At 68.2% G+C, this 22931-nt stretch carries 18 protein-coding genes and 4 pseudogenes; 7 read left to right on the top strand and 15 right to left on the bottom strand.

Features of this window, described 5'->3' with window-relative positions; all coding sequences use genetic code 11:
• Positions 1 to 2: 2 nt before the first annotated feature.
• The 4 genes and pseudogenes from AC069T_RS21170 to AC069T_RS21155 all read left to right on the top strand — a co-directional run bounded on the left by AC069T_RS21170 (position 3) and on the right by AC069T_RS21155 (position 5283).
• On the top strand, positions 3 to 962 hold the full coding sequence (locus tag AC069T_RS21170; protein WP_478784219.1) for a VOC family protein: 960 nt from the start codon (positions 3 to 5) through the stop codon (positions 960 to 962).
• Between the two features lie 112 nt (positions 963 to 1074).
• Positions 1075 to 3060, top strand: a complete 1986-nt coding sequence (locus AC069T_RS21165) for an acetoacetate--CoA ligase (protein ID WP_478784218.1) — start codon at positions 1075 to 1077, stop codon at positions 3058 to 3060.
• Between the two features lie 169 nt (positions 3061 to 3229).
• Positions 3230 to 4411 carry an acyl-CoA dehydrogenase family protein gene (locus AC069T_RS21160; RefSeq protein ID WP_478784217.1) on the top strand — a complete coding sequence of 394 codons (1182 nt, stop codon included), beginning with the start codon at positions 3230 to 3232 and terminating at the stop codon, positions 4409 to 4411.
• Positions 4408 to 5283, top strand: a pseudogene (locus AC069T_RS21155) (3-hydroxybutyryl-CoA dehydrogenase). Before AC069T_RS21160 ends, AC069T_RS21155 begins: the two are co-directional and overlap by 4 nt.
• Before the next feature lie 314 nt (positions 5284 to 5597).
• Here AC069T_RS21155 and AC069T_RS21150 read toward each other — a convergent pair.
• The 5 genes from AC069T_RS21150 to AC069T_RS21130 form a co-directional block, all read right to left on the bottom strand.
• Positions 5598 to 5933 carry a DUF4387 domain-containing protein gene (locus AC069T_RS21150; protein WP_478784216.1) on the bottom strand — a complete coding sequence of 112 codons (336 nt, stop codon included), beginning with the start codon at positions 5931 to 5933 and terminating at the stop codon, positions 5598 to 5600.
• Complete coding sequence (locus AC069T_RS21145; RefSeq protein ID WP_478784215.1) at positions 5930 to 7300, bottom strand: acyclic terpene utilization AtuA family protein; 1371 nt, start codon at positions 7298 to 7300, stop codon at positions 5930 to 5932. The genes AC069T_RS21150 and AC069T_RS21145 overlap by 4 nt, the downstream gene beginning before the upstream one ends.
• Positions 7297 to 8709: an MmgE/PrpD family protein gene (locus AC069T_RS21140; protein ID WP_478784214.1), complete on the bottom strand. Its 1413-nt coding sequence runs from the start codon at positions 8707 to 8709 to the stop codon at positions 7297 to 7299. Before AC069T_RS21140 ends, AC069T_RS21145 begins: the two co-directional genes overlap by 4 nt.
• A 2-nt stretch (positions 8710 to 8711) precedes the next feature.
• Positions 8712 to 9764: a TauD/TfdA family dioxygenase gene (locus AC069T_RS21135; RefSeq protein ID WP_478784213.1), complete on the bottom strand. Its 1053-nt coding sequence runs from the start codon at positions 9762 to 9764 to the stop codon at positions 8712 to 8714.
• A 153-nt stretch (positions 9765 to 9917) separates the two neighbouring features.
• On the bottom strand, positions 9918 to 10637 hold the full coding sequence (locus AC069T_RS21130) for a GntR family transcriptional regulator (RefSeq protein WP_478784212.1): 720 nt from the start codon (positions 10635 to 10637) through the stop codon (positions 9918 to 9920).
• Positions 10638 to 10739: 102 nt separating this feature from the next.
• On the opposite strand from AC069T_RS21130, the gene AC069T_RS21125 reads away from it, so the two are divergent.
• Complete coding sequence (locus AC069T_RS21125) at positions 10740 to 12062, top strand: MFS transporter (RefSeq protein WP_478784211.1); 1323 nt, start codon at positions 10740 to 10742, stop codon at positions 12060 to 12062.
• 28 nt (positions 12063 to 12090) lie between these two features.
• Positions 12091 to 13089 (top strand): alpha/beta hydrolase, encoded by a 999-nt coding sequence (locus tag AC069T_RS21120; protein WP_478784210.1) that lies wholly within the window; start codon positions 12091 to 12093, stop codon positions 13087 to 13089.
• A 159-nt stretch (positions 13090 to 13248) separates the two neighbouring features.
• Here the strand turns inward: AC069T_RS21120 and AC069T_RS21115 are convergent, their stop codons facing one another.
• Together AC069T_RS21115 and AC069T_RS21110 are read right to left on the bottom strand one after the other, a co-directional pair.
• On the bottom strand, positions 13249 to 13410 hold the full coding sequence (locus AC069T_RS21115) for a hypothetical protein (protein ID WP_478784209.1): 162 nt from the start codon (positions 13408 to 13410) through the stop codon (positions 13249 to 13251).
• 630 nt (positions 13411 to 14040) lie between these two features.
• Positions 14041 to 15516, bottom strand: a pseudogene (locus tag AC069T_RS21110) (ATP-binding cassette domain-containing protein); the annotation flags it as partial.
• 33 nt (positions 15517 to 15549) lie between these two features.
• Here AC069T_RS21110 and AC069T_RS21105 point away from each other — a divergent pair.
• A pseudogene (locus tag AC069T_RS21105) lies at positions 15550 to 16784 on the top strand (IS30 family transposase).
• Positions 16785 to 16848: 64 nt separating this feature from the next.
• On the opposite strand, the gene AC069T_RS21100 reads toward AC069T_RS21105, so the two are convergent.
• The 8 genes and pseudogenes from AC069T_RS21100 to AC069T_RS21065 form a co-directional block, all read right to left on the bottom strand.
• Positions 16849 to 17202: a hypothetical protein gene (locus tag AC069T_RS21100; RefSeq protein WP_478784208.1), complete on the bottom strand. Its 354-nt coding sequence runs from the start codon at positions 17200 to 17202 to the stop codon at positions 16849 to 16851.
• A 739-nt stretch (positions 17203 to 17941) separates the two neighbouring features.
• A protein-coding gene (locus AC069T_RS21095) for an IS5 family transposase (protein ID WP_478784207.1) occupies positions 17942 to 18786 on the bottom strand; the annotation gives its coding sequence in 2 pieces (ribosomal slippage) (positions 17942 to 18456 and positions 18456 to 18786; 846 coding nt in all).
• 756 nt (positions 18787 to 19542) lie between these two features.
• Positions 19543 to 20196: a class I SAM-dependent methyltransferase gene (locus tag AC069T_RS21090; RefSeq protein WP_478784206.1), complete on the bottom strand. Its 654-nt coding sequence runs from the start codon at positions 20194 to 20196 to the stop codon at positions 19543 to 19545.
• 12 nt (positions 20197 to 20208) lie between these two features.
• A complete protein-coding gene (locus AC069T_RS21085) occupies positions 20209 to 21330 on the bottom strand; it encodes a cation diffusion facilitator family transporter (RefSeq protein ID WP_478784205.1) in 1122 nt (373 codons plus the stop codon).
• A gap of 178 nt (positions 21331 to 21508) precedes the next feature.
• Entirely contained in the window at positions 21509 to 21685 is a 177-nt protein-coding gene (locus AC069T_RS21080; protein WP_478784204.1) for a hypothetical protein, read from the bottom strand.
• A gap of 378 nt (positions 21686 to 22063) precedes the next feature.
• The gene (locus AC069T_RS21075; protein ID WP_478784203.1) at positions 22064 to 22435 is read right to left on the bottom strand and encodes a hypothetical protein; all 372 of its coding nucleotides are present in this window, start codon (positions 22433 to 22435) and stop codon (positions 22064 to 22066) included.
• Between the two features lie 24 nt (positions 22436 to 22459).
• Entirely contained in the window at positions 22460 to 22741 is a 282-nt protein-coding gene (locus tag AC069T_RS21070; RefSeq protein ID WP_478784202.1) for a serine hydrolase, read from the bottom strand.
• A pseudogene (locus AC069T_RS21065) lies at positions 22720 to 22836 on the bottom strand (serine hydrolase); the annotation flags it as partial. The pseudogene AC069T_RS21065 and the gene AC069T_RS21070, both read right to left, overlap by 22 nt.
• Positions 22837 to 22931 lie beyond the last annotated feature (95 nt).

Genomic DNA, 22931 nt, shown 5'->3' with positions numbered 1-22931 from the left:
CCATGTCATTGCACCGACTGACCCAGATCGTCATGGGTGTGCCGAACGTCCAGCAGACGGCCGCCTACTACGCCGACTTCGGCCTCACGCCCACCACCGAAGTCCCCGACGAGGCGAGAGCACCCCAGCCCTCCCACGTGCTGTCGACCGCCGACGGCGGCGAGCAACTGCGCATCGTGCACTCCCCCCGCCGCCGCCTGGTCGAACTCGGCGTAGGCGCCGACGACCCCGACGACCTCGACCGGGTCGCCGCCTCCCTCACCCGGCTGGACGTCCCCGTCCACCGCACGGCCGAATCCGTGACAGCCATGGACCCCGGCACCGAGGTCCTCGTGCGCGTGGAGCTCGCCCCGCGACTACGACAGACCCCCCTTCCGGCCGCCTCGTACAACACACCGGGCACCGCCGCCCGCCTCGGCGAACGCGCGCCGGGCATCCTGCGCGAAGGGCCGGTCCGGCCGCGCAAGCTCGGGCACGTCGTCCTCGGCTCCACGGACCAGGAACACTCCCAGCGCTTCTTCCAGCACGGCCTCGGCTTCAAGGTCAGCGACATCGTCAAGGGCCTGGCCGCCTTCATGCGCTGCTCCACCGACCACCACAACGTCCTCGTCCAGCAAGCACCTGTGGCCTTTCTGCACCACACCTCCTGGCAGGTGGACGACGTCGACGAGATCGGCCGCGGCGCCACCGCCATGCTGGAGGCCGACCCCGACCGCCACACCTGGGGCCTGGGCCGCCACCACATCGGCTCGAACTTCTTCTGGTACCTCAAGGACCCGGCCGGCACCTTCTCCGAGTACTACTCCGACCTCGACTGCATCGTCGACGACGCCCTGTGGAAGCCCGGCGTGTTCGAAGGCGCCAAGGGCCTCTACGCCTGGGGCCCGCCCCCGCCCCCCTCGTTCCTCGCCCCCGAGGACCTGGCAGCCCTGATGACCGGCGCCCACACTCCGGCACAGTGAGGACCCCCATGCAACAGCAGACCAGGACCAGCACGACGGGCGACGCCTGTCCGGCCGCTGACCGCCGCGTCACCGAAGTCCGACGGACCGTGGCTCGCCCCGGGGGCGACCGATGAACACCCCCCAGCCCGAGACCGCGGTGGAAGCGATCTGGACGCCCGATCCCGCGGTTACGGCGCAGTCGCGTATCGCACAGTTCACCGACTTCGTCAGCGCCCGTACCGGCGTCACCCACGCCGACTACACCTCCCTGTGGAGATGGTCCATCCAGGACCTGCCCGGATTCTGGTCGGCCATCGGCGAGTTCTTCGACATCAGCGCCACCGGTGCATGGGACGTCGTACTGGACGACGCGCCCATGCCGACCACCCGATGGTTTCCCGGCGCCCACCTGAACTACGCCGAACACGCGCTACGCCACGGCGACGACGCGCAGATCGCAGTAATCTCGGTCGGCGAAGACGGCACCACCACCGAGACCAGTTGGCAGGAACTGCGCTCGCAGGTCGGCGCGCTCGCGGCATGGCTGCGCACGCAAGGGGTGTCAGTCGGCGACCGGGTAGTCGGATACCTGCCGAACACCATCCATGCCGCCGTCGCATTCCTCGCCACTGCCAGTATTGGCGCCGTGTGGTCTGCCTGCGGCCAGGACTACGGTTCCTCGGGAGCCGAGGCACGCTTCGCTCAGCTCGAGCCGGTCGTCCTCATCGCCGCCGACGGTTACCGATGGAACGGCCGCAGCCACGACCGGCGAACGGAAGCCGGCGAACTGCGCAGGTCCCTGCCGACCCTGCGAGCCACCATCCAGGTGCCCAACCTGGACCTGCCGCCGCTGGAGGAGCCCGACACCTTCTCCTGGCAGCAGGCGACATCCGATCCCGCGAACCCGATCTTCGAACATGTGCCGTTCGACGCGCCTCTTTGGGTGCTGTTCTCCTCCGGCACCACCGGCACGCCCAAAGGCATCGTCCACGGCCACGGAGGAGTACTCCTCGACCATCACAAGCTCCTCGGTCTGCACCTCGACCTCTCACCGGGCGACCGCTTCCTCTGGTACACCACCACCAACTGGATGATGTGGAACATGGTCGTCTCCGGGCTGCTCCTCGGGGCCACCATCGTCCTCTACGACGGCAGCCCCACCCATCCCGGACCCGGCAGGCTGTGGGAACTGGCCGCCGAACATCACGCCGCCGTTCTCGGCGTCAGCCCCGGATACCTCCAAGGCTGCGCCAAATCCGGCGTGGAACCGGGCCGGGATCTGGACCTCTCAGAACTGCGCATCCTCGGCTCCACCGGCGCCCCTCTTCCCGCGCAGTCCTACTACTGGGTCCATGACCACGTGGGCCCGCACGTTCAGGTCGCCTCGACCAGCGGCGGCACCGACATCGTCAGCGGCTTCGCCGGCAGCGCCCCCACCACCCCCGTCTGGCCGGGCGAAATCTCAGCGCCCATGCTCGGCGTCTCGCTGAAGGCGTTCGATGCCCACGGCCGGCCTGTGACCGACCAGGTGGGGGAACTCGTCGTCAGCCGCCCGATGCCATCCATGCCGCTGTACTTCTGGAACGACCCAGACGGCACTCGCTATCGCGCTGCCTACTTCAACGCCTATTCCGGAGTGTGGCGTCATGGTGACTGGATGACCCGCACCCGCCGGGGCAGCGTGATCGTCTCTGGCCGCTCCGACTCCACCCTCAACCGCCAAGGCGTCCGCCTCGGCAGCGCCGACATCTACGCGGTCGTCGACCCCCTGCCCGGCATCCGCGAAAGTCTCGTCATCGGAGCCGAACTACCCGATGATGGCTACTGGATGCCGCTGTTCGTCGTCATGGAACCCGAGCACACACTCACCGAAGAACTCCGGACGACCATCACGACCGCGATCCGCATCCAGGCATCACCTCGCCACGTCCCCGACGCCATCATCGAGGTGCCCCGCCTGCCCCACACACGCACCGGCAAGAAACTGGAAATCCCCGTCAAACGGCTACTGCAGGGTGCCCGCCTCGACGAAGTCGCTGGGCGCGAAGCCGTCGACAACATCGACGCACTGAAGTACTTCATCCAGTTCGCACCCACCAACCACACACACTCCTGAGCGGGAACACACGCCGAGGCGGCTGCCCTCCTCCTGACCACGCATCACACCGCTCATAGGACGACACTCGAAACCCGGTATCCCACTACCACTCCGCTCCGCTTCCGCGCCCGGGTAATCGACACCACACAGCCATCAGCACTCCTTGCACATCGACACACGAGGCACCATGACTGAGTTCGACCTGTACCGGCTGTCCGAAGAGCACGACATGCTCCGCGAGACGGTCCGCGCCCTCACCGACACGAAGATCGCCCCCCACGCAGCCGCCGTGGACGAGGACGCCCGCTTCCCCCGCGAGGCGCACGACGCCCTCGTCGCCGCCGACCTGCACGCCATCCACGTCCCCGAGGAGTACGGCGGCGCCGGCGCCGCCGCGCTCGCCACGGTCATCGTGATCGAGGAGGTGGCGCGGGTGTGCGCCAGCTCCTCCCTCATCCCCGCGGTGAACAAGCTCGGCTCGCTCCCGGTCATCCTCTCCGGCTCCGAGGAGCTGAAGAAGAAGTACATGGCCCCGCTCGCCAAGGGAGAGGGCATGTTCTCCTACGCCCTGTCCGAGCCCGACGCCGGCTCCGACGCGGGCGGCATGAAGACCCGCGCGGTCCGTGACGGCGACTTCTGGGTGCTTAGCGGCCTCAAGCGCTGGATCACCAACGCCAGCGATAGCGAGTACTACACGGTCATGGCCGTCACCGACCCGGAGAAGCGCACCCGCGGCATCAGCGCGTTCATCGTCGAGAAGTCCGACGAGGGCGTCTCCTTCGGCGCGCCCGAGAAGAAGCTCGGCATCAAGGGCTCGCCGACCCGCGAGGTCTACCTCGACAACGTGCGCATCCCCGCCGACCGCATGATCGGCGACGAGGGCACCGGCTTCGCCACCGCGATGAAGACCCTGGACCACACCCGCATCACCATCGCCGCCCAGGCCGTCGGCATCGCCCAGGGCGCCCTCGACTACGCCAAGGGCTACGTCCAGGAGCGCAAGCAGTTCGGCAAGCTCATCGGCGACTTCCAGGGCGTCCAATTCATGCTCGCCGACATGGCCATGAAGCTCGAGGCCGCCCGCCAGCTCACCTACGCCGCCGCGGCCCGCTCGGAGCGCCATGCCGCCGGAGGTGACAAGGAGGACCTCACCTTCTTCGGCGCCGCCGCCAAGTGCTACGCCTCCGACGCCGCCATGGAGATCACCACCGACGCCGTCCAGCTCCTCGGCGGCTACGGCTACACCCGCGACTACCCGGTCGAGCGCATGATGCGCGACGCGAAGATCACCCAAATATACGAAGGCGCGAATCAAGTCCAGCGTGTCGTCATGGCCCGCAGAGTGCTCAGTCACAAGGGAGTCCGATGAGCGGCACCGTCATGGTCATCCGCACTGTCGGCGTAGTCGGATGCGGTCTCATGGGCTCCGGCATCGCCGCACTCTGCGCACGGAACGGGCTCGACACTCTGGTGTACGAGGTGAATGCAGCGGCCTTGACCGCCGGACGCAAGAGGGTCGAAGAGTCACTGGGCAAGGCAGCCGCTCGCGGCAAAATTACCCTTCCTGACCGTGACTCCGCACTTCGGCCGCTGCGCTTCACCACCGACCTCGATGACTTTGCTGACCGGGACCTCGCCATTGAGGCCGTCCCGGAAGTCGAGGACCTGAAGCTCGAGATCTTCTCGGCGCTGGACCGCATCATGGTGCGGGCCGACGCTCTGCTGACGTCCAACATCTCGTCGATACCGATCATGAAACTTGCCGCAGCCACCGGCCGACCCGGTCAGGTCATGGGCCTGCACTTCTTCGACCCTGCTGGTCCTCGACCTGGTAGAGCTCGTGCCAGCACTCACTACAGACGACAGAACGCGGGAGCGCATTGGCCGTTTTGCCTCTAATATATTGGGACGGCATGTTATCGCCTCCCGGGACTGGGCCGGTTTCGTCGTCAATACCCTCCTCATCCCCTACCTGCTCGCCGCCATCCGGATGTTCGAATCCGGATTCGCCTTGCCCGGGACATCGACGACGGCATGGTCCACGGCTGTGCCCATCCCATGGGACCGCTCGCCCTGACCGACCAGATCGGCCTGGACACCACCCTGGCCATCGCCGATTCCTTGTACGCGGAGTTCAGGGAGCCCTTGTAAGCACCACCGCCCTTGTTGTCGCGCATGGTGCGGGCCGGGCACCTCGGACGCAAGTGCGGCCGCGGCTTCTACGACCATCCGCTTACCTAAGCGCCCTCTGCTTGCACATCTGACAGAGAGGCAGTGACGTGCCCACAGCCGGGAGCTGCGGGAGTTCGCGGCGCGCGGCAACACTCCACGTAGCTTCTCTACGAGCCGACAGCTTGGCCCGACAAGAGACTTGCCTAATGAATCGGCTGCCTGCCGCCCGCACGTGACAACGTATGACCGAGGCACACGCTTCTATAGGGATGGCGGCCGGGCCGCAGCAGGTGGTCGCTTCTCGGCCCGCGCCGGTCAATCAGCAGATGACGTCCGTTGCGCGCGAGCCCTGGGTCTTCAAGGGGAACGGCGCTCGCAGAGGATCAAACCTGCATCTCAGGGGTGTGCTGGCTGTCGATCTCGATGTTCAGAAGGGGGACGAATTGCTGTCCGCCGTGCATGTCTCGCTCGCCGTGTGAGCCTTGGGGGCGGGGCCGGGGCACGGACACTTTGATCACGTGCAGCTCGGGGAGAGGAAAGACCCGGACGTGGTCGGGGTGTACGCCGAAATGGTGGCCGACGGTGGCGGGATCAGTCAGTGGGGAGGCTCTGACGCGGTGGTAGGTCTCCCCGTCGGGCAGGAAGACATCGACGGTGATCCAGAAGGGGCCTGCGTTCTTCGACCGGATGTCGGTTGCCACTTCGCTCAGATATGTCATGTTCCCACCTTGCCCAGGGTCGTGCGGAAGAGTTCTCGCTCGTCGGCCACGTCGACCGCGTGCTGAAGGACGAACTCGTACTGCTGGCCGCGTTCGGTCTCGGCGGGGGACCCGAAGAATGCGAACGTGGGGAAGGAGGTGCGGTCGCCCAGGGGGGCGTGGAGGAGGACGGGGTTGGCGAATTTGGCTATCTGGGTGGCCGTTTCCTGGGTGGCGGCCGTGACGGTGAGGACCAGGCAGACCTCTCGGGGGGCTTGGTCGCGGTGGGGTTCGGCATCGCCGAGGACGGCGTCGTGGCCGAAGCGGACGAGGTGCAGATCGTAGTCGTCCGGGCCGATATCGAATGTGGAGGGGATGTTGCTGTGCAGGTAGGCCATGACACCGGTGCACCATTCGTCCAGGCGCTTTAGATAGCGGGGATCGCGCATGGCCGACATCACGATGGTCTGGTAGCCGGCCGGTGCGGCGCCCTCCAGCTTGATCGTGGCTTGCTCGGCTGTTTCGAAGCGTGATCCCTCGACCCGTACGGTGCGTTCGTCCAGGGCTGTGTAGCGGGCGTGGCGGGTGTCCAGGGTTCCGCTGGGCTCCCGCATGCGGAACGGGTCGGCATTCTCGTAGAGCATGTGGGCGGCCACACTGCGCGGTGTGCACCGGGTTTCGGGAGCCAGGGGCTCGATGGTGAATCCGCCGTGGTCCACGCTCAACAGCACGCCGCCGGAACGGGGATTCTCCGTGGTGAGACCGCCGCATTCGGCGATCTTCGCGGCGTGCCAGGCCGGCCCGGGAGGCATGCCGTGCATCAGGGGTAGAACGGCGCCCAGCGCGGTGTCGGTGGAGCGGCCCGCCAGGACGACGTCGGCGCCCTGGCGCAGGGCGTCGGCCAGCGGCTCATGCCCCATGAGCCCCACGATGTGGCTGCACCGGCGCAGGGTGTCGGCCGAGAGCGGTCCGGCAGGTTCCAGAGAGCGGACCAGCCCGTCGCTGAGGCGGACTTTGAGGTCATCGGCGCGCTGTTCGCTGTAGATGCGGGCGACGGTGAAGGTGAGGCTGTGGGCTGCGGCGATCTCGGTGACGATGTCGTGGACCCAGTCGACGCCGTCGTCGCTTCCGCAGGTGCCGCATGATCCCACCACCAGAGGGATGCCGGCGGTGCGGGCTGCGGGGATGAGGATGCCGAGATCGCGGGCGACGGCGGCGCGGGCGGCCTTGGAGGTGGCGGTGCCCAGGTAGTGGGGTCCCGAATCGGTGGAGCCGGCGTCGACGGCGATGATGTCCGCGCCGAGGGCTATGCCGCGGGTCACGGTCTGTGCCGGGAATCCGGCCCCGAGCATGCCCACCGGGACCAGGACGCGTACGGATTTGCTCATCGGGCGTCCCCGCCGTGCACTTCGGCGAGCTTCATAAGGCCGCGTACGGTCCCGGGCCCGGGGAAGTCCTGCAGAAGTGCGCGTAGTTCGCCCACCGTGTCCGGTGGCAGCACTTGCTCCGCGCAGTCGGTGAACTTGGCCCAGAGCCGGGGCGGGTCGATTTCGGTGCCGGAGCCGTCGCGCTCGGGATCGCGTACGGAGGTGAGGATGGCGCCGTCGGCATGCTTCACCCGGACCACCGCGCCGAAGGAGTTCTTCTCTCCGCGTGGGGGTGCGGGCGCCACCTCGATGTGCTCCATCAGGGACAGGACGGCCGGGTCGCGGTGGGCGTCGCCCTCGAAGTCCGCCAGGCCGACCGCGCCTGTCAGCAGCATGCGAGCAACCACGTACTGGAGGCTGAACTTGACCGAGAGTGCCTCGGCCAGGACGGGGCGGTCGGTGTGCGGGATGCGCTTCTCGTCAACGATGACGGTGATCCGCTCAATGTCGTCCACGCGGAATCCGGCCTGCTCCCGGATCTCCCGGGCCGCCTCGATGGCGCCATGCGTGCTGTGGCAGCAGGCGTACGCCTTGATGGGGTTGGCCTCGGTGTTCAGCAGCGGCGGATTGTCCAGGCCGGCGGTGATCGCCTCTGTGTCGTAGGACCCTGCTCCGTTGTACACGTTGAGGAAGCCCTGGACTGCTTCCAGTGCCTCGGGGTTGGAGGTGAATCCGGCGGCGGCGAGCCGGGCGGCGAGCAGCCCGTTGCGGACGGCCTGGCCGATGTGGAAGGGCTTGGTCATTGTGCCGAAGTTGGCCTTGATGCCCGCGGCGCTCGACAGCGCGATGGCCAGGGCGACGGCTGTGCGTGCGGCATCCAGGCGTAGCAGGTGGGCAGCCGCGGCGGCGACGCCGACCACGCCGAGGGTCGAGGTGGGGTGCCAGCCCTTGACGTAGTGGGCGGTGTTGACCGTTCCCGCCAGGCGGATGAGCACCTCGTAGCCGGCCGCGTAGGCCGTGGCGGCGTCCTGCAGTGTCGCGTCGGTCTCCTCGCCGAGGGCGAGCACGGCGGGGACCAGGACGGTGGAGGGGTGTCCGACGAGCGTGAGGTTGCCGTCGTCGAAGTCGAGCGCGTGAGCGGCGATGCCGTGGAGAAGGCCGGCGTCCAGGGCGTCCGCGCGCTGGGACGTGCCCAGGATGAGGCTTCCCGCGGGCTTGCTGCACACGGAGGCGGCTCGCACCAGGCGCACGGCCTGCGAGGTGGACCCGGCGAGTGCGACGCCGAGGGTGTCGGTGAACGCGGTACGGGCCACGGTGCGGCCTCGCGCGTCGATGTCGTCGAAGGTCATCTGCGCCACCCGGTCGGCCAGCTGTTCGAGAAGGGTGCTGCGGGTGTGCGGAGCACCGGATGCGGCGTCAGTACCGAACATGATCAGAACTCCGATGCCTTGGTCTCGAACACCAGCTGGCCGGTGTGGGAGGGGAACCCGCCGCGCACCGCGCCGCCGTTCACGTCCCGGTAGATCGCCTTCATGCCCTCGTCCAGGTTGCGGGTGTTGGGCACCGACAGCCACAGCCGCAGCAGATGGCGCTTGCGGTCGGGCTCGTCCCAGTCTTCGAACTCGGTGCGCGCGTGGTAGACGACGTGGTTGTTGAGGAACTGGAAGTCGCCGGGCTCGAACATCATCGAGGTGTGGAACCGCGGATCGCTAGCCAGAGCGTTTACCAGCTTCATCGCTTCGATCTGGACCTCGCTCAGGCGCGGCACCTCCGGGAACTCCTGCGCGGACAGGATGTGGGTGGCCACCCAGCGGGAGGAGAACTTCCCGTCCCTGAGGGTGAAGACGGGCTGCTGGTAGTAGGGCTTTTCGCCGGGCTGCTCGTGGCCCTTCCAGTGCCAGTAGAAGGGCTGCTGGAGCACGTCGAAGAGGTCTGGCCGGGTGCGCCTGATTTCGTCGGCGACCGCGACGGAGCTGCAGAAGAGGCTTCGCCCGCCGCTCTTGGCGGTCCGCAGGACGAACAGCGAGACGATGTCGGAGGTGTCGGTGTGGAAGCCGAGGTCCTCCTTGGACATGTAGCCGCGCCCTGAAGCGGTCGAGGCCGACTGGCCGAAGTCCTTCACGTCGCCCAGCACGTCACCCTTGAAGCTCTGCGTCACCGCGGTGCCCATGTGCAGGCCGATGCCCCAGTAGATGAGCCGCAGCTCGTCCTTGGTGTACGGCTCGACGGGCAGTCCGCGCAGAACGTACAGGCCGAGGTCGTTCTCCAGCCGGTCCATGGTCAGGCGCAGAGTCTGGGGCAGGACGGTCAGGGGGAAGGAGTCGCGGGTGAGCGTTTCGATGGACTGCCCTGCCTTCTGCGCGGCCTTCAGTGCTTGGTCCACGTCGGCGATCTCGGCGGGGGTCAGGGCGTGGATCCACCGGTCCTGATCCTCGAGGTCGGCGGGGAGCCATGCGGTGTCCTTACCGAGAGGCTGGTGCGTCATGGGAACTCCAATGTTCTCTATTTTGCACTCTGCTATAGCATCCTGATCCTGATGCGGCGCCGATGTCAAGGGCATCGGGGGGTGCCCCGCAGGTCCGGCATGCGTCTGCCCCCGGGCGCGGCCCGGGGGCAGACGGGCTGCTGAGTGCCCCGCTTAGGGTTGCGGCTTCTCGGCCGTCAGATCGGCGAGGGTCTGTGCCACGTGGCCGCGGGCCAGTTCCTCGGCCCCTGCGGCGTCCCGGGCGCGCAGGGCCTGCACGAGGCGGCGGTGCTCGGTGTACCGGTCCGCCCCGTGGAAGCCGGCGTCGTCCAGCCGCTCGATCGTCCGCTGGATCCGCTCCTGGGGCGTGAACGCCCTGGTCTGGACGAGCAGCCGGATGAGCGCCGGATTTCCGCAGCAGGCTTCGATCGCGGCGTCGAACGAGCGCAGGACCAGCATCAGTGCACGCACCTGCGACTCGACGGGTAGGCCCGCTTCGCGCCGCTGCTCGATGGTCACGGCGATCTCGTCGGCCCTGTCCAGCAGGGTATCCAGATCGTCCAGCTGACGATCGGTTGCCTTGCCCGCGGCGAAGCGTGCGACCAGGCCGCGCAGTGCCGCCTCCACCTCCGCCATCTCCTGCGGAGTGGAGGGCGGCATCTCCGCGACGCGCAGAGTCTTCGGCCCGGCCCTCTCCACCAGCCCGTCCTGCTCCAGGCGTCGCAGCGCCTCGCGGACGGGGGTCGCGCTCACGGACAGCATGGCGGCGAGACCGCGTTCGGTGATGCGGGCGCCGCGTTCGAGCTCCCCCACCGCGATGGCCTCGCGCAGGGCGTCATAGGCGCGGTCGGCCAGCGACTCGTTTTTCAGTTCACCCAGGACCTTGACCATCATGCCGTGATCCTACACGATCGCCGCATCGCAAATAGCAAAACTAACCTCCCTGCAACTTGCTGCATAATAGAGCGAGGCGCTGCCCTACCCCCGGAGCTCTCAATGCCGAGCCGCACCGCACCCAGCAAGGCCACTCCCACCAGCGACAATCGCTTCAACTGGCGGGTTCCAGCGCTCATCTCCCTGGCAGTCTTCGCCCAGGAATCCACCTGGAACTTCTACGACGCGCAGGTGCCGCCCCTGGTCCGGGACTACGTCTCCAGCGCCGCCGTGGTCGGCCTCCTCATGGGCCTGGACAACGCCCTCGGCATCTTCGTCCAGCCCTGGATGGGCAACCGCTCCGACCGCACCAGGACCCGGTGGGGCCGCCGCATCCCCTACATCGTCGCCCTCACGCCGCTGGCGGCCGGACTCTTCCTCGCCCTGCCCTTCGCCACGTCGCTCCCCGCCCTGCTCGGCGTGATGTTCCTCTACGCACTGGTCGCCAACTGCTACCGCCCCATATCGGAAGCGCTGATGCCCGACTTCGTCGCCTCCGAACACCGCAGCAAGGCGAATGCGCTGATCAGGATCGCCGCCGCCCTCACCGTCGTGGTCTCCTCCCTCGTGAGCGTCCTGCTCGTCGACCGCAACCTCAAAGCCGCTTTCGCCGTCCCCGCCGCACTCATGCTCCTGGCCGTCCTCGTCCTGGCCCTGACCGTCAACGAAAGCCGCTCACCCGCCTATCAGGACGCCCTCGCCGACCCCACACCCGAACAGACCCGAACCTCAGGCGCGCTGCGTGTGGTACTGAAAGAACTCATCCTGGACCGCAACCGCAGCCGGGTATGGATGCTGCTCACCATCTTCCTGGCCACTGGAGCATGGTCGGCGTCCCGGACCCTGCTGACCCCATACGGCACCGAAGTCCTCGGCCTCACCAAGGGCGAAGCCGGCGGACTCAGCCTGCCGGGCGGCATCGCCTTCATCCTCGCCGCCTTCCCCGTCGCACTGCTCGCCGGAAAAGTCGGCCGCGTCCGCGTCATTCGCTGGGGCCTGATGCTGTTCATCGTCGCCATGCTGATCGGCGCCACCCTGCGCACCCCCGCCGGGACAAGCATCGCCGTCGTGCTCGCCGCCATCGGATACACAGCCTTCGCCGTCAACGCCGTGGTCGTCCTGTGGGACCTCGCCCCCTCGGCCAAAGTCCTGGGAACCTACACCGCCCTGTTCGGCGTCGGCAACGCCACCGGCTGGACCTTCGGCCCGGCACTGGTCGGCGCACTGATCGACTTCGGAGGCTGGCCCTCCTTCTACATCGACACCGCACTCGTCGCCGCCCTTGCCCTGTTCGCCCTCGGCCAGGTCTCCCGCACACGCCGCAGGGCCACCACCAAGATCGACCCTGCGCTGCCGGACCGCGCAGAGCGCACCGATGTGAACTGAGACGACGGACGCAGAACGGAGCCCGCTCGTGAACGAACGTTCCACTCACCACATGTACGTCGGAGGACAGTACGTCCAAACCGGTGACGGCACCCACACCATGGTCGGACAGTGCCACGTCCACCGCCTCGGTACCGGCCTCTCCGGCCAACCGCCGATTGTCATGATCCACGGTGCCGCCCAGACCAGCGCGACCTTCCTGGAGACACCCGACGGGCGACCCGGACTCGCGGAACTCCTGGCCGCCCAGGGCCACACGGTCTACCTCATGGACCAGCCCGGCATCGGACGCTCCCGCTACTACGAACCGGTGCATGGGCCGCTCACTCACCACAGTGCGGAACTGCTCCAATGGGCCTTCACCGCCACCGCCGACCATGACGGATGGCCCCAGTCCAAGCTCCACACCCAGTGGCCCGGCACCGGTCGCATCGGAGATCCCGTCTTCGATGCCTTCTACGCCGGCCAGGTCGGGCACCTGGTGGACCCAACAGTCACCGAGACAGCCACGCGCGCGGCCGGCGCCGCCCTTCTGGAGCGCATCGGACCCGCCTACCTCCTCACCCACTCCCAGTCCGGCCCCCTGGGCTGGCACATCGCCGACCAACGCCCCGACCTCGTCCGGGCGATCGTGGCCCTGGAGCCGAAAGGCCCCCCGTTCCGCGACGTCACCGCGGCCGACTCTCACGGACCGAAGGTCCGGCCTTACGGCATCACTGCCACTCCGCTCGACTATGGCCCGGCAATCGACGGACCGGCTGATCCGGCCGGTCTGGCGGAAAGCGCACCCCGCCCGCTGGTCAACCTGGCGCAGATCCCCGTGCTCCTCGTCACCGGGGAGGCGTCCTACCACGCCACCTACGACCACCTGACGGCCAACTACCTCCAACGCGCAGGGGTACCGGTGTCTCATGCACGCCTGGCCGAACACGGCATCCACGGCAACGGGCACCTGATGGCCATGGAACTGAACAACCACCACCTCGCTCGCTTCCTCAGCCAATGGCTTCACCGCTCTGGCCTCTAATGCCGACCGTCATGAAGCCTGCCTCGGCCGACAGCAGGCGCGCGCTTCCTGCTGGCCTCACTAGGCGAGGAGATGCCTACCGAGGCGAGGCTAGGGCGACGATGACCGCGGAGATAGTTGTGTGGGCCCCGACAACACGTAATCCGACACACCGCTTGCCTAATGAATCGGCTGGTTGTCGCCATGGATGTAGCCGATGGGCACCGGGCCAGCGCGGCGAAGACGGGCGGCGTGGTCCCGGATCAGCTGCTGCTCGTCCTGGTTGAGCCGGTCCCCGGCGCGAGTCAGGTACTTCTCCGCTCCGTCAGCGGCGGCGGACAAGGAGGCTTCGGCCTCCCCCCGGTCGCCGCAGTCGAGAGGCCCGGCCTCGTGGAGCCGGGCGCAGAGCGCTCCGGCCTGCTGGTGCACGGTCCGCCACCCGGCGGCGCCGAAGCCGAGTTCCTTCGCTGGGGCGCCGGGGGCCGCGGTGAGCAGCAGGGCCAGGTCCTGGGCGAGGCTGTCGATGAGGTGGGGCGCCCGGGTGTGTCCGAGGGCGGGGACGATATGACGGTAGGCCCGGCTCTCACGGGTGAAGAACTTCGCCGAGGCGAGACCTTCAGGTAGTGGTGCACCCCGCGTTCGCCCTCCAAGTCCTACACCCGGGAGCGGTCCCAGTTGTGCGAGGCGTCGCGGACGGACACGACGGGGCCGATCCGTTGTTCCGCCCAACGCTTCAGGGCCGCGGCCAGCGGCTTCGTCGGGCTCATCCGGCACACCTCGCGCCCGGGCGCGGGACGGCGGAGCGGCAGGGCACACCGCCATCAGATGCGGTGAGATCGGGGAACACGGTTCCTCCCGGGGTTGTCGGTCGGGTTGGTCGTCGGGTGCCGGATGGGCCGACCAGGCCGGCGGGTCGGCCGACCCCGGCCGTTGGCGGACGGCCGGAGTCGGTTCAGGACTGCGGGCGGGGGATCAGGTCGGATCGGGCGCGCCGCCGGTGCGCTGCTCCAGTTCAGACAGGGTCCGGAAGAGCCCGGGTTCGCGGGTGAGCTGCGCGTACGTGCCTTCCTGAACGAGGCGGCCCTGGTCGAGGACGACGATCCGGTCGGCCACGGCGACGTTGGCGAGCCGGTGCGTGATCAGAAGGATGGCGCGGTCCTTGGCCAGGTTCCGCAGGCCGGTGAAGACGTGGTGCTCAGCACGGGCGTCGAGCGCGGCCGTGGGCTCATCCATCACCAGCAGCTCGGCCTTCCGGTGAAAGGCCCTGGTCAGGATGACGCGTTGCCACTGCCCGCCGGACAGCTGGTGGCCGCCGAACCACTCGCTGGTCAGGAGGGTGTCGAGGCCGGAACGGAGGGCAGGCAGCATGTCCGCGGCGCCAGACGCCTCGCAGGCCGCCATGAGCGCGGCGTCGCTGGTGTCGCCCTGCCCCAGGGTGACGTTGTCGCGCAGCGTCAGCGGCAGGCAGGTGAACCGCTGCGGTGCTACCGCTACGTGCTTCCACGCCTCCCACGGCTCCAGCCGCGCGGTGGTCGTGTGGTCCCAGGCAACTTCCCCGGAGGTCGGCAGCAGCAGCCCGCAGATCAGCCGGGACAGCGTCGTCTTCCCCGACCCGTTCTCCCCGACCAGCGCCACGATCTCCCCGCGTCGTACCTTCAGCGACACCCCGGCCAGGCTGTCCTTCTCCGCACCGTCGTACCGGTAGGTGACGTCGCGGACCTCGAATCGTTCCGGCGGCGCCGGCAGTACCTCGGAGCCGCGCGAGGCCACCATCGCCTGCCCGTGCGCGTTGTCGATGAAGTTCTGCCAGTCCTGCACGTACCAGCCGGTGCGCACCAGCCGGGCCCCGCCGTTGATGATGCCGCGTACGGAGCCGGTCGCCGTCTGCAGGGCGAAGACCGCGCCGCCGCCCGCCGCCAGGTCCATCCGGCCGGAGACCAGGAGCCACAGCAGGGTCGCCCAGACCGCGGCCGAGGCGACTCCGCCGGCCGCCGCACCGGCCAGGCCCATCCAGGCACCGGTGTTCGCGGCCTCGCGCTCGGAGACGTTGACAGAGGCGGCCAGGCGCCGGTAGCGGTTGAGGAGGAACGGGCCGGCCAGGCAGGCCCGCATCTCCTCGCTGGACTCCATGTAGGACATGTGCCAGCGCAGCTTGTGCAGCATCCGCCGGCCCCCCGACGTCGCCAAGCTCGCGAGGTACACCACGCGGGCTGCGCGCACATAAGCGGCGGCCTGCGACAGGCACGCCAGGAGAAGCAGAGGCAGGAGAATCGGGTGGATCACGGTGAGGACGGTCGCGCCGGCGGCGAGGGTCGCGGTGGCGGCCAGCACGTCCTGGGCTTCCGCCACGAGGTCGGTGACCTGCGCGCCGCGGTCGGCGATGTCGTACTGGTCGTTGTACCCCGGCTTGTTGTTCGCCGCGGCCTCGGCGACGAGTCTGGGTTCTAGCGATCGTTGCAACACCTCGGCTCAGAGGTGGCGATGGACGTCGAATTTCGTGAGAAGAGAAGGCCCCAGGGCAACAGGCCGTTGGTCCAAGAGCGGGAGACATACTTCCTGCTTGTGGATCAAGGAATGATTTTTGTCGAGGCTGCCAGGGCCGTCGGCATCAGCACCCGCACCGGCGAACGTTGGCGCAACGGGCGAGGTGCCTCGGGTCGGATCAAGGCCTATCCACCGCTCAATGTGGCACCTGTCGATGAATCGAGCGATCCCTCGCGCTATCTCCGCGAGGCCGACCGCGTCCACATAGCCGACCGGTTGCTGGAGAAGGCCACGATCCGGGCGATCGCCGTCGAACTGGGCCGCAGCCCATCGACGATCAGCCGCGAAGTCCGCCGCTACGGCACCCTCCTTGCCGATGGCCGCTGGCACTACCGGCCCTACACCGCCCAGCGTCGCGCCGACGCCCGCCGGCCTCGCCCCAAGCCCGGTAAGATCGGCCAGAACCCGGAGCTGCACGACTTCATCCCGTCGCACCTGAGCCTGCGCTGGAGTCCGGAGCAGATCTGCCACGCTCTGCGCAGACGCTTCACCCATCGGCCAGACATGCACCTGAGCAACGAGACCATCTACCAGGCCCTTTACACCCAAGGCCGCACAGAACTCCGCCGTGAACTGACCCGAACTCTGCGCACCGGAGGTGCCAGACGGCTCCCTCGTCGCCTGGCCGACCGTCGGCGCTTCCGGTCAGTCAAGGACAAGGTCATGATCAGCCAACGGCCACCGGAGGCGGCCGACCGGGCCGTCCCCGGGCACTGGGAAGGCGACCTGATCCTCGGCCGCAGGAATCACTCCGCGATCGCCACTCTGGTCGAGCGCAGCACCCGTTATCTGCTGCTCGTCCACCTGCCCGACGGCTACAACTCAGCAGCCGTGCGCGACGCCCTCATCGCCACGATCGGCCCCCTGCCACCCGATCTGAGGCGATCTCTGACCTGGGATCAGGGCACCGAGATGGCCGCCCACCGCGGCTTCAGCATGGCCACCAACGTCCCGGTCTACTTCTGCGACCCCGGCAGCCCGTGGCAGCGCGGCTCGAACGAAAACACCAACGGCCTGCTCCGCCAGGACTTCCCCAAGGGCACCAATCTGGCCATCCACACTCGTGCGCACTTGGACGCCGTCGGGCCGAACTCAACAGCCGACCACGCAAAACGCTCGACTGGGACACCCCAGCCGAGCGCCTCGCAAAGCTCCTGGAGACAGCCAGTTGATCACAGTGACGCGACGACCGCCGGAATGCGCCTCTCGGCGGTGGGAGGTGTCACGCGGGTAGCGTCATCCCCAACAAGCTGACGCGCTATAGCCCGCGTAGTTGGCGTTGTAGACGTAGAACCAACCGTTGCCGTTCGATGTCCCGCAAGCGGTATACCGGCCGCCCAGAATGACGCTATTTATGCCACAGGCCCACGTCTGCCCCTTCAGGGCAGTGGTCACGACAGCGGCACTGGTACTGGTATCGGTGCGGATGACCACGTTTTCGAACGTTGTCGCCTTGCCGTCGTTACAGGCCGAGTTCGTCATGAGCTGGGGCGAGCCATCCGCCGCACCCGCACCTCCCGGAAGGGCAAGGCCGACGACGGCGGCAACCGCCAGCGTGACAGTCCGCCTCGATCGCGTGATCTTTCCCATTAGGTCCCCTTTGATCGGCATTATGCCGTGAGCACCGACAAGTAGGGCCCGAGTTCCGCACCCCGTCAAGGCGCCCTGTATGAGGTTGACCTGTTTTCAACGTGAGCTCGTGGTTGAGGAACTGGAGACGCATCGGCCGGGTGCAGCCGCCAGGAGCTGGACGCTGCTGCTGCCGAACTCAACAACGGCCCACTCAAAACGCTCCAGCGCCTGCATGCACTGCTCGCCACCACACGTCAGTGATCACGTGTTGCGACGATCCCCCGAATCCGCCGCTGTACGAGGCCAGCGCTCCGCACAACGGCGGGCGTGCGCTCCTGGCGCGAGCACTTTTGCAGCCTGCACCGATCGCACTCCGCCGTCGGTGACCGCAAACGGCACCTGATCACCGACACCCTCGGCCTGGTCCTGGCCGTCCTGGCGACCGCCGCGAACGTCCACGACACCATCCGGCGGGAAGCATCTGCTCGACGACCTGGCGGCGCACCACCCCAGTGTCACCAAGTCTGGGCCGACGGTGGCTCCAGAGCAGCAACTTCAATAACGGCGCCTGCTACGGCATCGACGTCGAGGTCGTGCAACGGACTCAGACGAAAGGCTTCGAGCCGCTGCCCCAACGGAGGGTGATCGAGCGGACCTTCGGCTGACTGATGGAACACCGCCGTCTCGCGCGGGACTACGAAGCGGAAGCGGCGCTAGCCCGTGCGTGCACCGCCAGACTTAGGCCGTTTCGTTTGGATCACCGGGCGGACCAGAGGAAGATGCCTGCGATGTGGAGTCCGGCCAGGTAGATGGTGGCGGTCTTCTCGTAGCGGGTGGCGATGCCTCGCCACTGCTTCAGGCGGTTGATGCACCGCTCGACGGTGTTGCGCTGCTTGTAGGTCTCGCGGTCGAAGGCCGGTGGCCTGCCACCGCGGCTGCCCCGACGTAGCCGGTGTGCGCGCTGGTCAGCGGGGACGGGGATCACTGCCCGGATGCCGCGCTTGCGCAGGTGCTCGCGGATCGCTCGGGAGGAGTACGCCTTGTCGGCCAGGACCAGGTCCGGCCTGGTGCGGGGCCGTCCTCGCCGACGAGGAACGCGCAGACGGGCCATGACATCGGTGAAAGCGGGTGCGTCACCGGCCTGGCCCGCGGTGAGAACGAACGCCAGAGGTCGGCAGCGGGCATCGGCAGCGAGGTGGATCTTCGTGGTCAGTCCGCCGCGGGACCGGCCGATGGCGTGGTCGCCGGGTTCGCCGGCCGGGGCCCCCTTTTACGGGCCCCGGCCGCGTGCTGGTGAGCCCGCACGATCGTGGAGTCCACCGACACGGCCCAGCTCAGGTCCTCGTCCGCGTCGGCCTGGGCCACCAAAGCGGTGAACACCCGCTCCCAGGTGCCGTCCACGGCCCACATCCGCAGCCGGTTGTAGACACCTCGCCAGTTGCCATACTTCTCCGGCAGGTGAACCCACTGCGTTCCGGTCTGGAACTTGTAGGCGATCGCGTCGATCACCTCGCGGTGGTCCCGCCAGCGGCCACCTCGCTTCGGCGTTCGGTCCGGGAGCAACGGCTCAATCCGCGCCCACTGCAGGTCAGTCAACCGCACACCCGGACTAACGACCGACTGATCCAAACAAAACTGCCTAGGGCAGGCCGTCCCGGGTGCGCCAACTCCGTCACAAGCCGACGCACCCTCCAGCATCCTGCAGAGCCCGCTCCACCCGGACAACGGGTGATCACACAAGCCAAGAGGCGCACCCCCTGCACAGCCCGGGATGCGCCTCTTTCGACGACCGCAGCGGCTTCTTCCTCGTCTGATCAAAGACCGCAGCATCGGCACGAGACGGCCCGCCTCCCCCTCTACTCGAACCGAGATCAGGAGAACTCCCCCATGCCCCGTCTGTCCCTGACCACTGAGCGCCTGGCCCTCTTCGGCACCCTGCTGGCGACCTGCATCCTGCCTGTGACCACGGGGTTAACGCGGCGAAGTGCGTGTCCACCTCTCTCGGTGTCTCGCTGAGAGCCCTAAGCGCGCCACGACCACCGTCCCTTCCATTGCGCAATGACCTGCCCTCAACCGCAGAGCGGTTGGGGGATCACCCCAGACGACGGAAAAGCCTGCCTGTGGACAGAGTTGGCGCCCGCTCGACGGCCACAGCGCCTGGCGGGCTGTGACCACGCAGAACAGTTGGTAACTCGGCACGCTTGTTGGCAAGCAATGCTGGAGCTGCCCAGTGATCACTCCGCGGGGTCATCTCCATCAGTAGCCGTTCCGAGCTGCTTGAGTGGCGGAGTCGTAGGAGACGGGACTGCTGCAGCCCAGCGCCGGTGATGCCCGGTCACCGGGCTGCAGCGAGGTTGGTCAGATGCGAGCGATGAGCGCGTAGCGTTCGTCGGTGACCGGCCCGCCCCACAGGTCGGGGTCGTAGCTGAGGTCCTCAACGCGCACGTCAACGACGAGCGGGCGTACGGCGGCGGTGAGATCTTCGACGGTGATGCCGCCGCGCCAGGGCAGGGTGTCGGCGCCGGCGACGTAGGGGACGCCGCTCTGTCCGGCTTCGCGCCAGCGGCCTTCAAACAGGATCAGCAGGCCGCCGGGGCGGAGCCGAGCGGTCCACTCGCGAAGGGCTGCCTTGGGGTCGGGCAGGGTCCACACCAGATGCCGGGAGAGCAGGACGTCGTACCGTTTCTCGCCGGTGGGCGGGTTGGCGGCGTCGCCGACCAGGAACCGGCCCTCCAGGCTGGCCGCCCGCGGCTTCGCCTGCGCCTGTTCGACCATCTTCGGTGCGAGGTCGACGCCGGTGACCTGGTGGCCGGCTTCGGCGATGAGCTTGGACAGGGATCCGGTGCCGCACCCCACGTCCAGCACGCTCGCGGGGGTGCTCGGCAGCCAGGAACTCAGGCGGGATGCCCAGGCGGCGCGGGTGCGCTCGGCGGTCAGTCCGTGGTCGGGTTCTTCGTCGAAGGCGTCGGCGGCGGCGTCCCAGTAGGCGCTGATGGCGGCGGAGTTCGTCATCCGGTGATCCTTTCAGCGGCCACTGACAGCGAGCCGGGCCGCGCGCGCCGGGTGTTCGGTGTGGTGGTCGAGGGTGGCGTGGGGGTCTCCTTCGACGGGGGTGTGGTCGGTGTGCACGGTTGCGGCGGTCAGCCGGGGTACCGCGTGGATGAGGGCGTGTTCGGCGGCGACAGCGATGTGGTGGGCTTGGACGACGGTCAACTCGGCGTCCACGACGATGTCGGCTTCGGCGCGCAGGGCGTGGCCGATCCACCGCATCCGTACCTGCCCGGTGTCGAGGACGCCGTCGACGCTTTGCAGGGCGGTGTGGGCGGTGGTGACGAGGGCAGGGTCGACGGAGTCCATCAGGCGCCGGTAGACCTCGCGGGCGGCGTCCTTGAGGACCGTGAGGATGGCGAGGGTGATGAGCAGGCCGACGATGGGGTCGGCGGCGCGCCAGCCGAGGGCGGCGCCGCCGGCTCCCAGCAGGACTGCGAGGGAGGTGAAGCCGTCGGTGCGGGCGTGCAGGCCGTCGGCGACCAGGGCAGCGGAGCCGATGCGTCGGCCGGTGCGGATGCGGTAGCGGGCGACCCATTCGTTGCCGATGAAACCGGTCAGGGCGGCGCAGGCCACGGCCCACAAGTGGGTGATGTCGCGGGGGTTGAGGAGCCGGTCGACGGCGGCGTAGGCGGCCAGGGCGGCGGACGCGGCGATGGTCGCGACGATGAAGATGCCCGCCAGGTCCTCGGCCCGACCGTAGCCGTAGGTGTAGCGGCGGTTCGCCGCTCGCCGGCCGAGGAGGAAGGCGATACCGAGTGGGACGGCGGTCAGTGCGTCGGCGGCGTTGTGGATGGTGTCACCGAGCAGGGCCACCGACCCCGACAGTGCGACGATCACGCCCTGGACGACGGTGGTGATACCGAGGATGACCAGTGAGATCCACAGGGTCCGCATGCCCCCGCGGGAGGTCTCCATCGCCGCGTCCACTTTGTCGGCGGCCTGATGGCTGTGCGGCGTGACCAGGTGCGCGAGTTGATGCCGCAGACGCGCCGGCCGGGGAGCGCCGTGGTCATGCCCATGGCCCGCACCGGCAGGACCGTGGTGGTGTCCGTGATCGTGCTGATCGTGTGTATGGGTGTGCTGATTCCCCTCCATACAGCTCACCGTGGCACAGGGATTCGATTGCAGCTACAACCGTCGTACACCCGGTGACCAGGTGCGATGCATGCGCAACAGCCCGCCGGGGGCAGTTGGCCGTCATTGTCCAGCTCACACCGCCCCGACCGGGCGGCACTACGTTGCACGGGAGAGTCCGCCCGGCTGATGGGCGACCTCAGAAACGGCCGGATCCCGTGCCGCAACCACGCAGCGCCTCGCTGCAGAGCCTGGTCTTCGTCGGCACCCACTCCCGCAGCGCGGCGTAGTGGCGTTGCCAGTCCGCCGGCCACGCCGGGTTCCAGTGCTCCTCGATCTCCCTGAGTGCCGTCTCCCACTCCGGATGGCCTTCCAACGCACCCGGCCGACGAAGATTGCTCAACCATTGCCCAACGGGCCGGGTCAACGACGACGACCTCGGAGCGCATAGCGAAAAGTGCTGGTCGTAGTACTCCTTCTGGAGAAATACCGGCACGCTGCCCGCCACCTCGGGTCGGCTGCCCGACCGAGAAAACCGGCAGCGCCGTCTCACCGCAGGCCACTGCCACGACCAGCGCGGAGTCGTGATCCCGCACGGGGAGGGTCTCGTGACCGTCCACCCCACCCGGTCGGTCGGCTGACCGCCACCTTGCGGATGGAACAGACAGTGCTCGACCGCCACCAATGGTGTGCCGTCGTGCTCGCCTGTGGCAGCGGCCTGGGGCTCGTCCTGCTCCTGGGACCGAAGACGGCTTCACTCCTTCGGCTGCGCCTGTGCTGTGCGCAGGTAGTCCAGGCCGGCATGATCCGTCACGTCGGAGTCACCGCTCAGACGCTGTACCACGGTCCAGCGCCCGTCCGGGACGGCGCCGGCTAAGACGGATGCCGTGCCTGTCGCCCCGTTGTGCCAGACCACGGGCAGCGACCCCGTGCGTTGCCATCCGAGCCCCGGGGCTCCAAGTGAACGATCGAGCACGAGAGCCGTCAGCACGCGCGCCAGCGTGCGGGGAGTCGCCCACAGGCCGCCGGCGGGCAGGACTGCGCCGGTCATGGTCCACGGTTTCACCGTGCGGCCGAACCACCTGGTCGGCAGCAGCCGGCTGTGCTGCGGCGGTGTGGCGCTCATGGCGTGCGGCGCCAGGCCAAAGGGTCACAACACGAGTCCGGCGACGAGCTCCTCGTACTCCTGCCCGCTCGCCGCTGCCAGCGCCGCGCCGAGCACGGCATAGCCGAGGTTGGAGTACTCCTGGCGTTGTCCCGCGGGGGCGACGGCGAGCAGGTCGAGGCCGGTGAACAGCTCGCGCAGCCGGTCGTCGGTGAACGTCCGGGACGGGTCGCGGCGGGATGTACGAGGGGGAGCCGGGGCAGACCTGAGGTGTGCTCCGCCAGATGACGCAGGGTGATCCCAGTTCCGGGCGGGGCGCCGAGCCATCGCTCAACGGGGTCGTCAGGCGTCAGCACCCCTTGTCCAGCCAGTTGTTGACGGATGGTTTCGGTGATGAACTTGGTGAAGGACCCGACCTCCACGTATTTGTCGGGGTCGTGTGCGCCGGTGACAATCGGATTCTCGTCAGCGCTGCATCCGGTCTCCGTCCGCCTCTACCGCGCGCACAGCCGCACCT

The organism is Streptomyces sp. NPDC043867 (genome assembly GCF_056435845.1).
Note: the sequence above shows the minus strand (reverse complement) of the source record. Positions and strands in the feature narration are given on the sequence as shown.

What these genes read in the sequence shown, in the direction of transcription:
- AC069T_RS21170 (WP_478784219.1), top strand. Translation starts at nt 3, where the DNA reads ATGTCATTGCACCGACTGACCCAGATCGTCATGGGTGTGCCGAACGTC.
- AC069T_RS21165 (WP_478784218.1), top strand. Translation starts at nt 1,075, where the DNA reads ATGAACACCCCCCAGCCCGAGACCGCGGTGGAAGCGATCTGGACGCCC.
- AC069T_RS21160 (WP_478784217.1), top strand. Translation starts at nt 3,230, where the DNA reads ATGACTGAGTTCGACCTGTACCGGCTGTCCGAAGAGCACGACATGCTC.
- AC069T_RS21150 (WP_478784216.1), bottom strand. Translation starts at nt 5,933, where the DNA reads ATGACATATCTGAGCGAAGTGGCAACCGACATCCGGTCGAAGAACGCA.
- AC069T_RS21145 (WP_478784215.1), bottom strand. Translation starts at nt 7,300, where the DNA reads ATGAGCAAATCCGTACGCGTCCTGGTCCCGGTGGGCATGCTCGGGGCC.
- AC069T_RS21140 (WP_478784214.1), bottom strand. Translation starts at nt 8,709, where the DNA reads ATGTTCGGTACTGACGCCGCATCCGGTGCTCCGCACACCCGCAGCACC.
- AC069T_RS21135 (WP_478784213.1), bottom strand. Translation starts at nt 9,764, where the DNA reads ATGACGCACCAGCCTCTCGGTAAGGACACCGCATGGCTCCCCGCCGAC.
- AC069T_RS21130 (WP_478784212.1), bottom strand. Translation starts at nt 10,637, where the DNA reads ATGATGGTCAAGGTCCTGGGTGAACTGAAAAACGAGTCGCTGGCCGAC.
- AC069T_RS21125 (WP_478784211.1), top strand. Translation starts at nt 10,740, where the DNA reads ATGCCGAGCCGCACCGCACCCAGCAAGGCCACTCCCACCAGCGACAAT.
- AC069T_RS21100 (WP_478784208.1), bottom strand. Translation starts at nt 17,202, where the DNA reads ATGGGAAAGATCACGCGATCGAGGCGGACTGTCACGCTGGCGGTTGCC.
- AC069T_RS21090 (WP_478784206.1), bottom strand. Translation starts at nt 20,196, where the DNA reads ATGACGAACTCCGCCGCCATCAGCGCCTACTGGGACGCCGCCGCCGAC.
- AC069T_RS21085 (WP_478784205.1), bottom strand. Translation starts at nt 21,330, where the DNA reads ATGGAGGGGAATCAGCACACCCATACACACGATCAGCACGATCACGGA.
- AC069T_RS21075 (WP_478784203.1), bottom strand. Translation starts at nt 22,435, where the DNA reads ATGAGCGCCACACCGCCGCAGCACAGCCGGCTGCTGCCGACCAGGTGG.
- AC069T_RS21070 (WP_478784202.1), bottom strand. Translation starts at nt 22,741, where the DNA reads ATGGCTCGGCGCCCCGCCCGGAACTGGGATCACCCTGCGTCATCTGGC.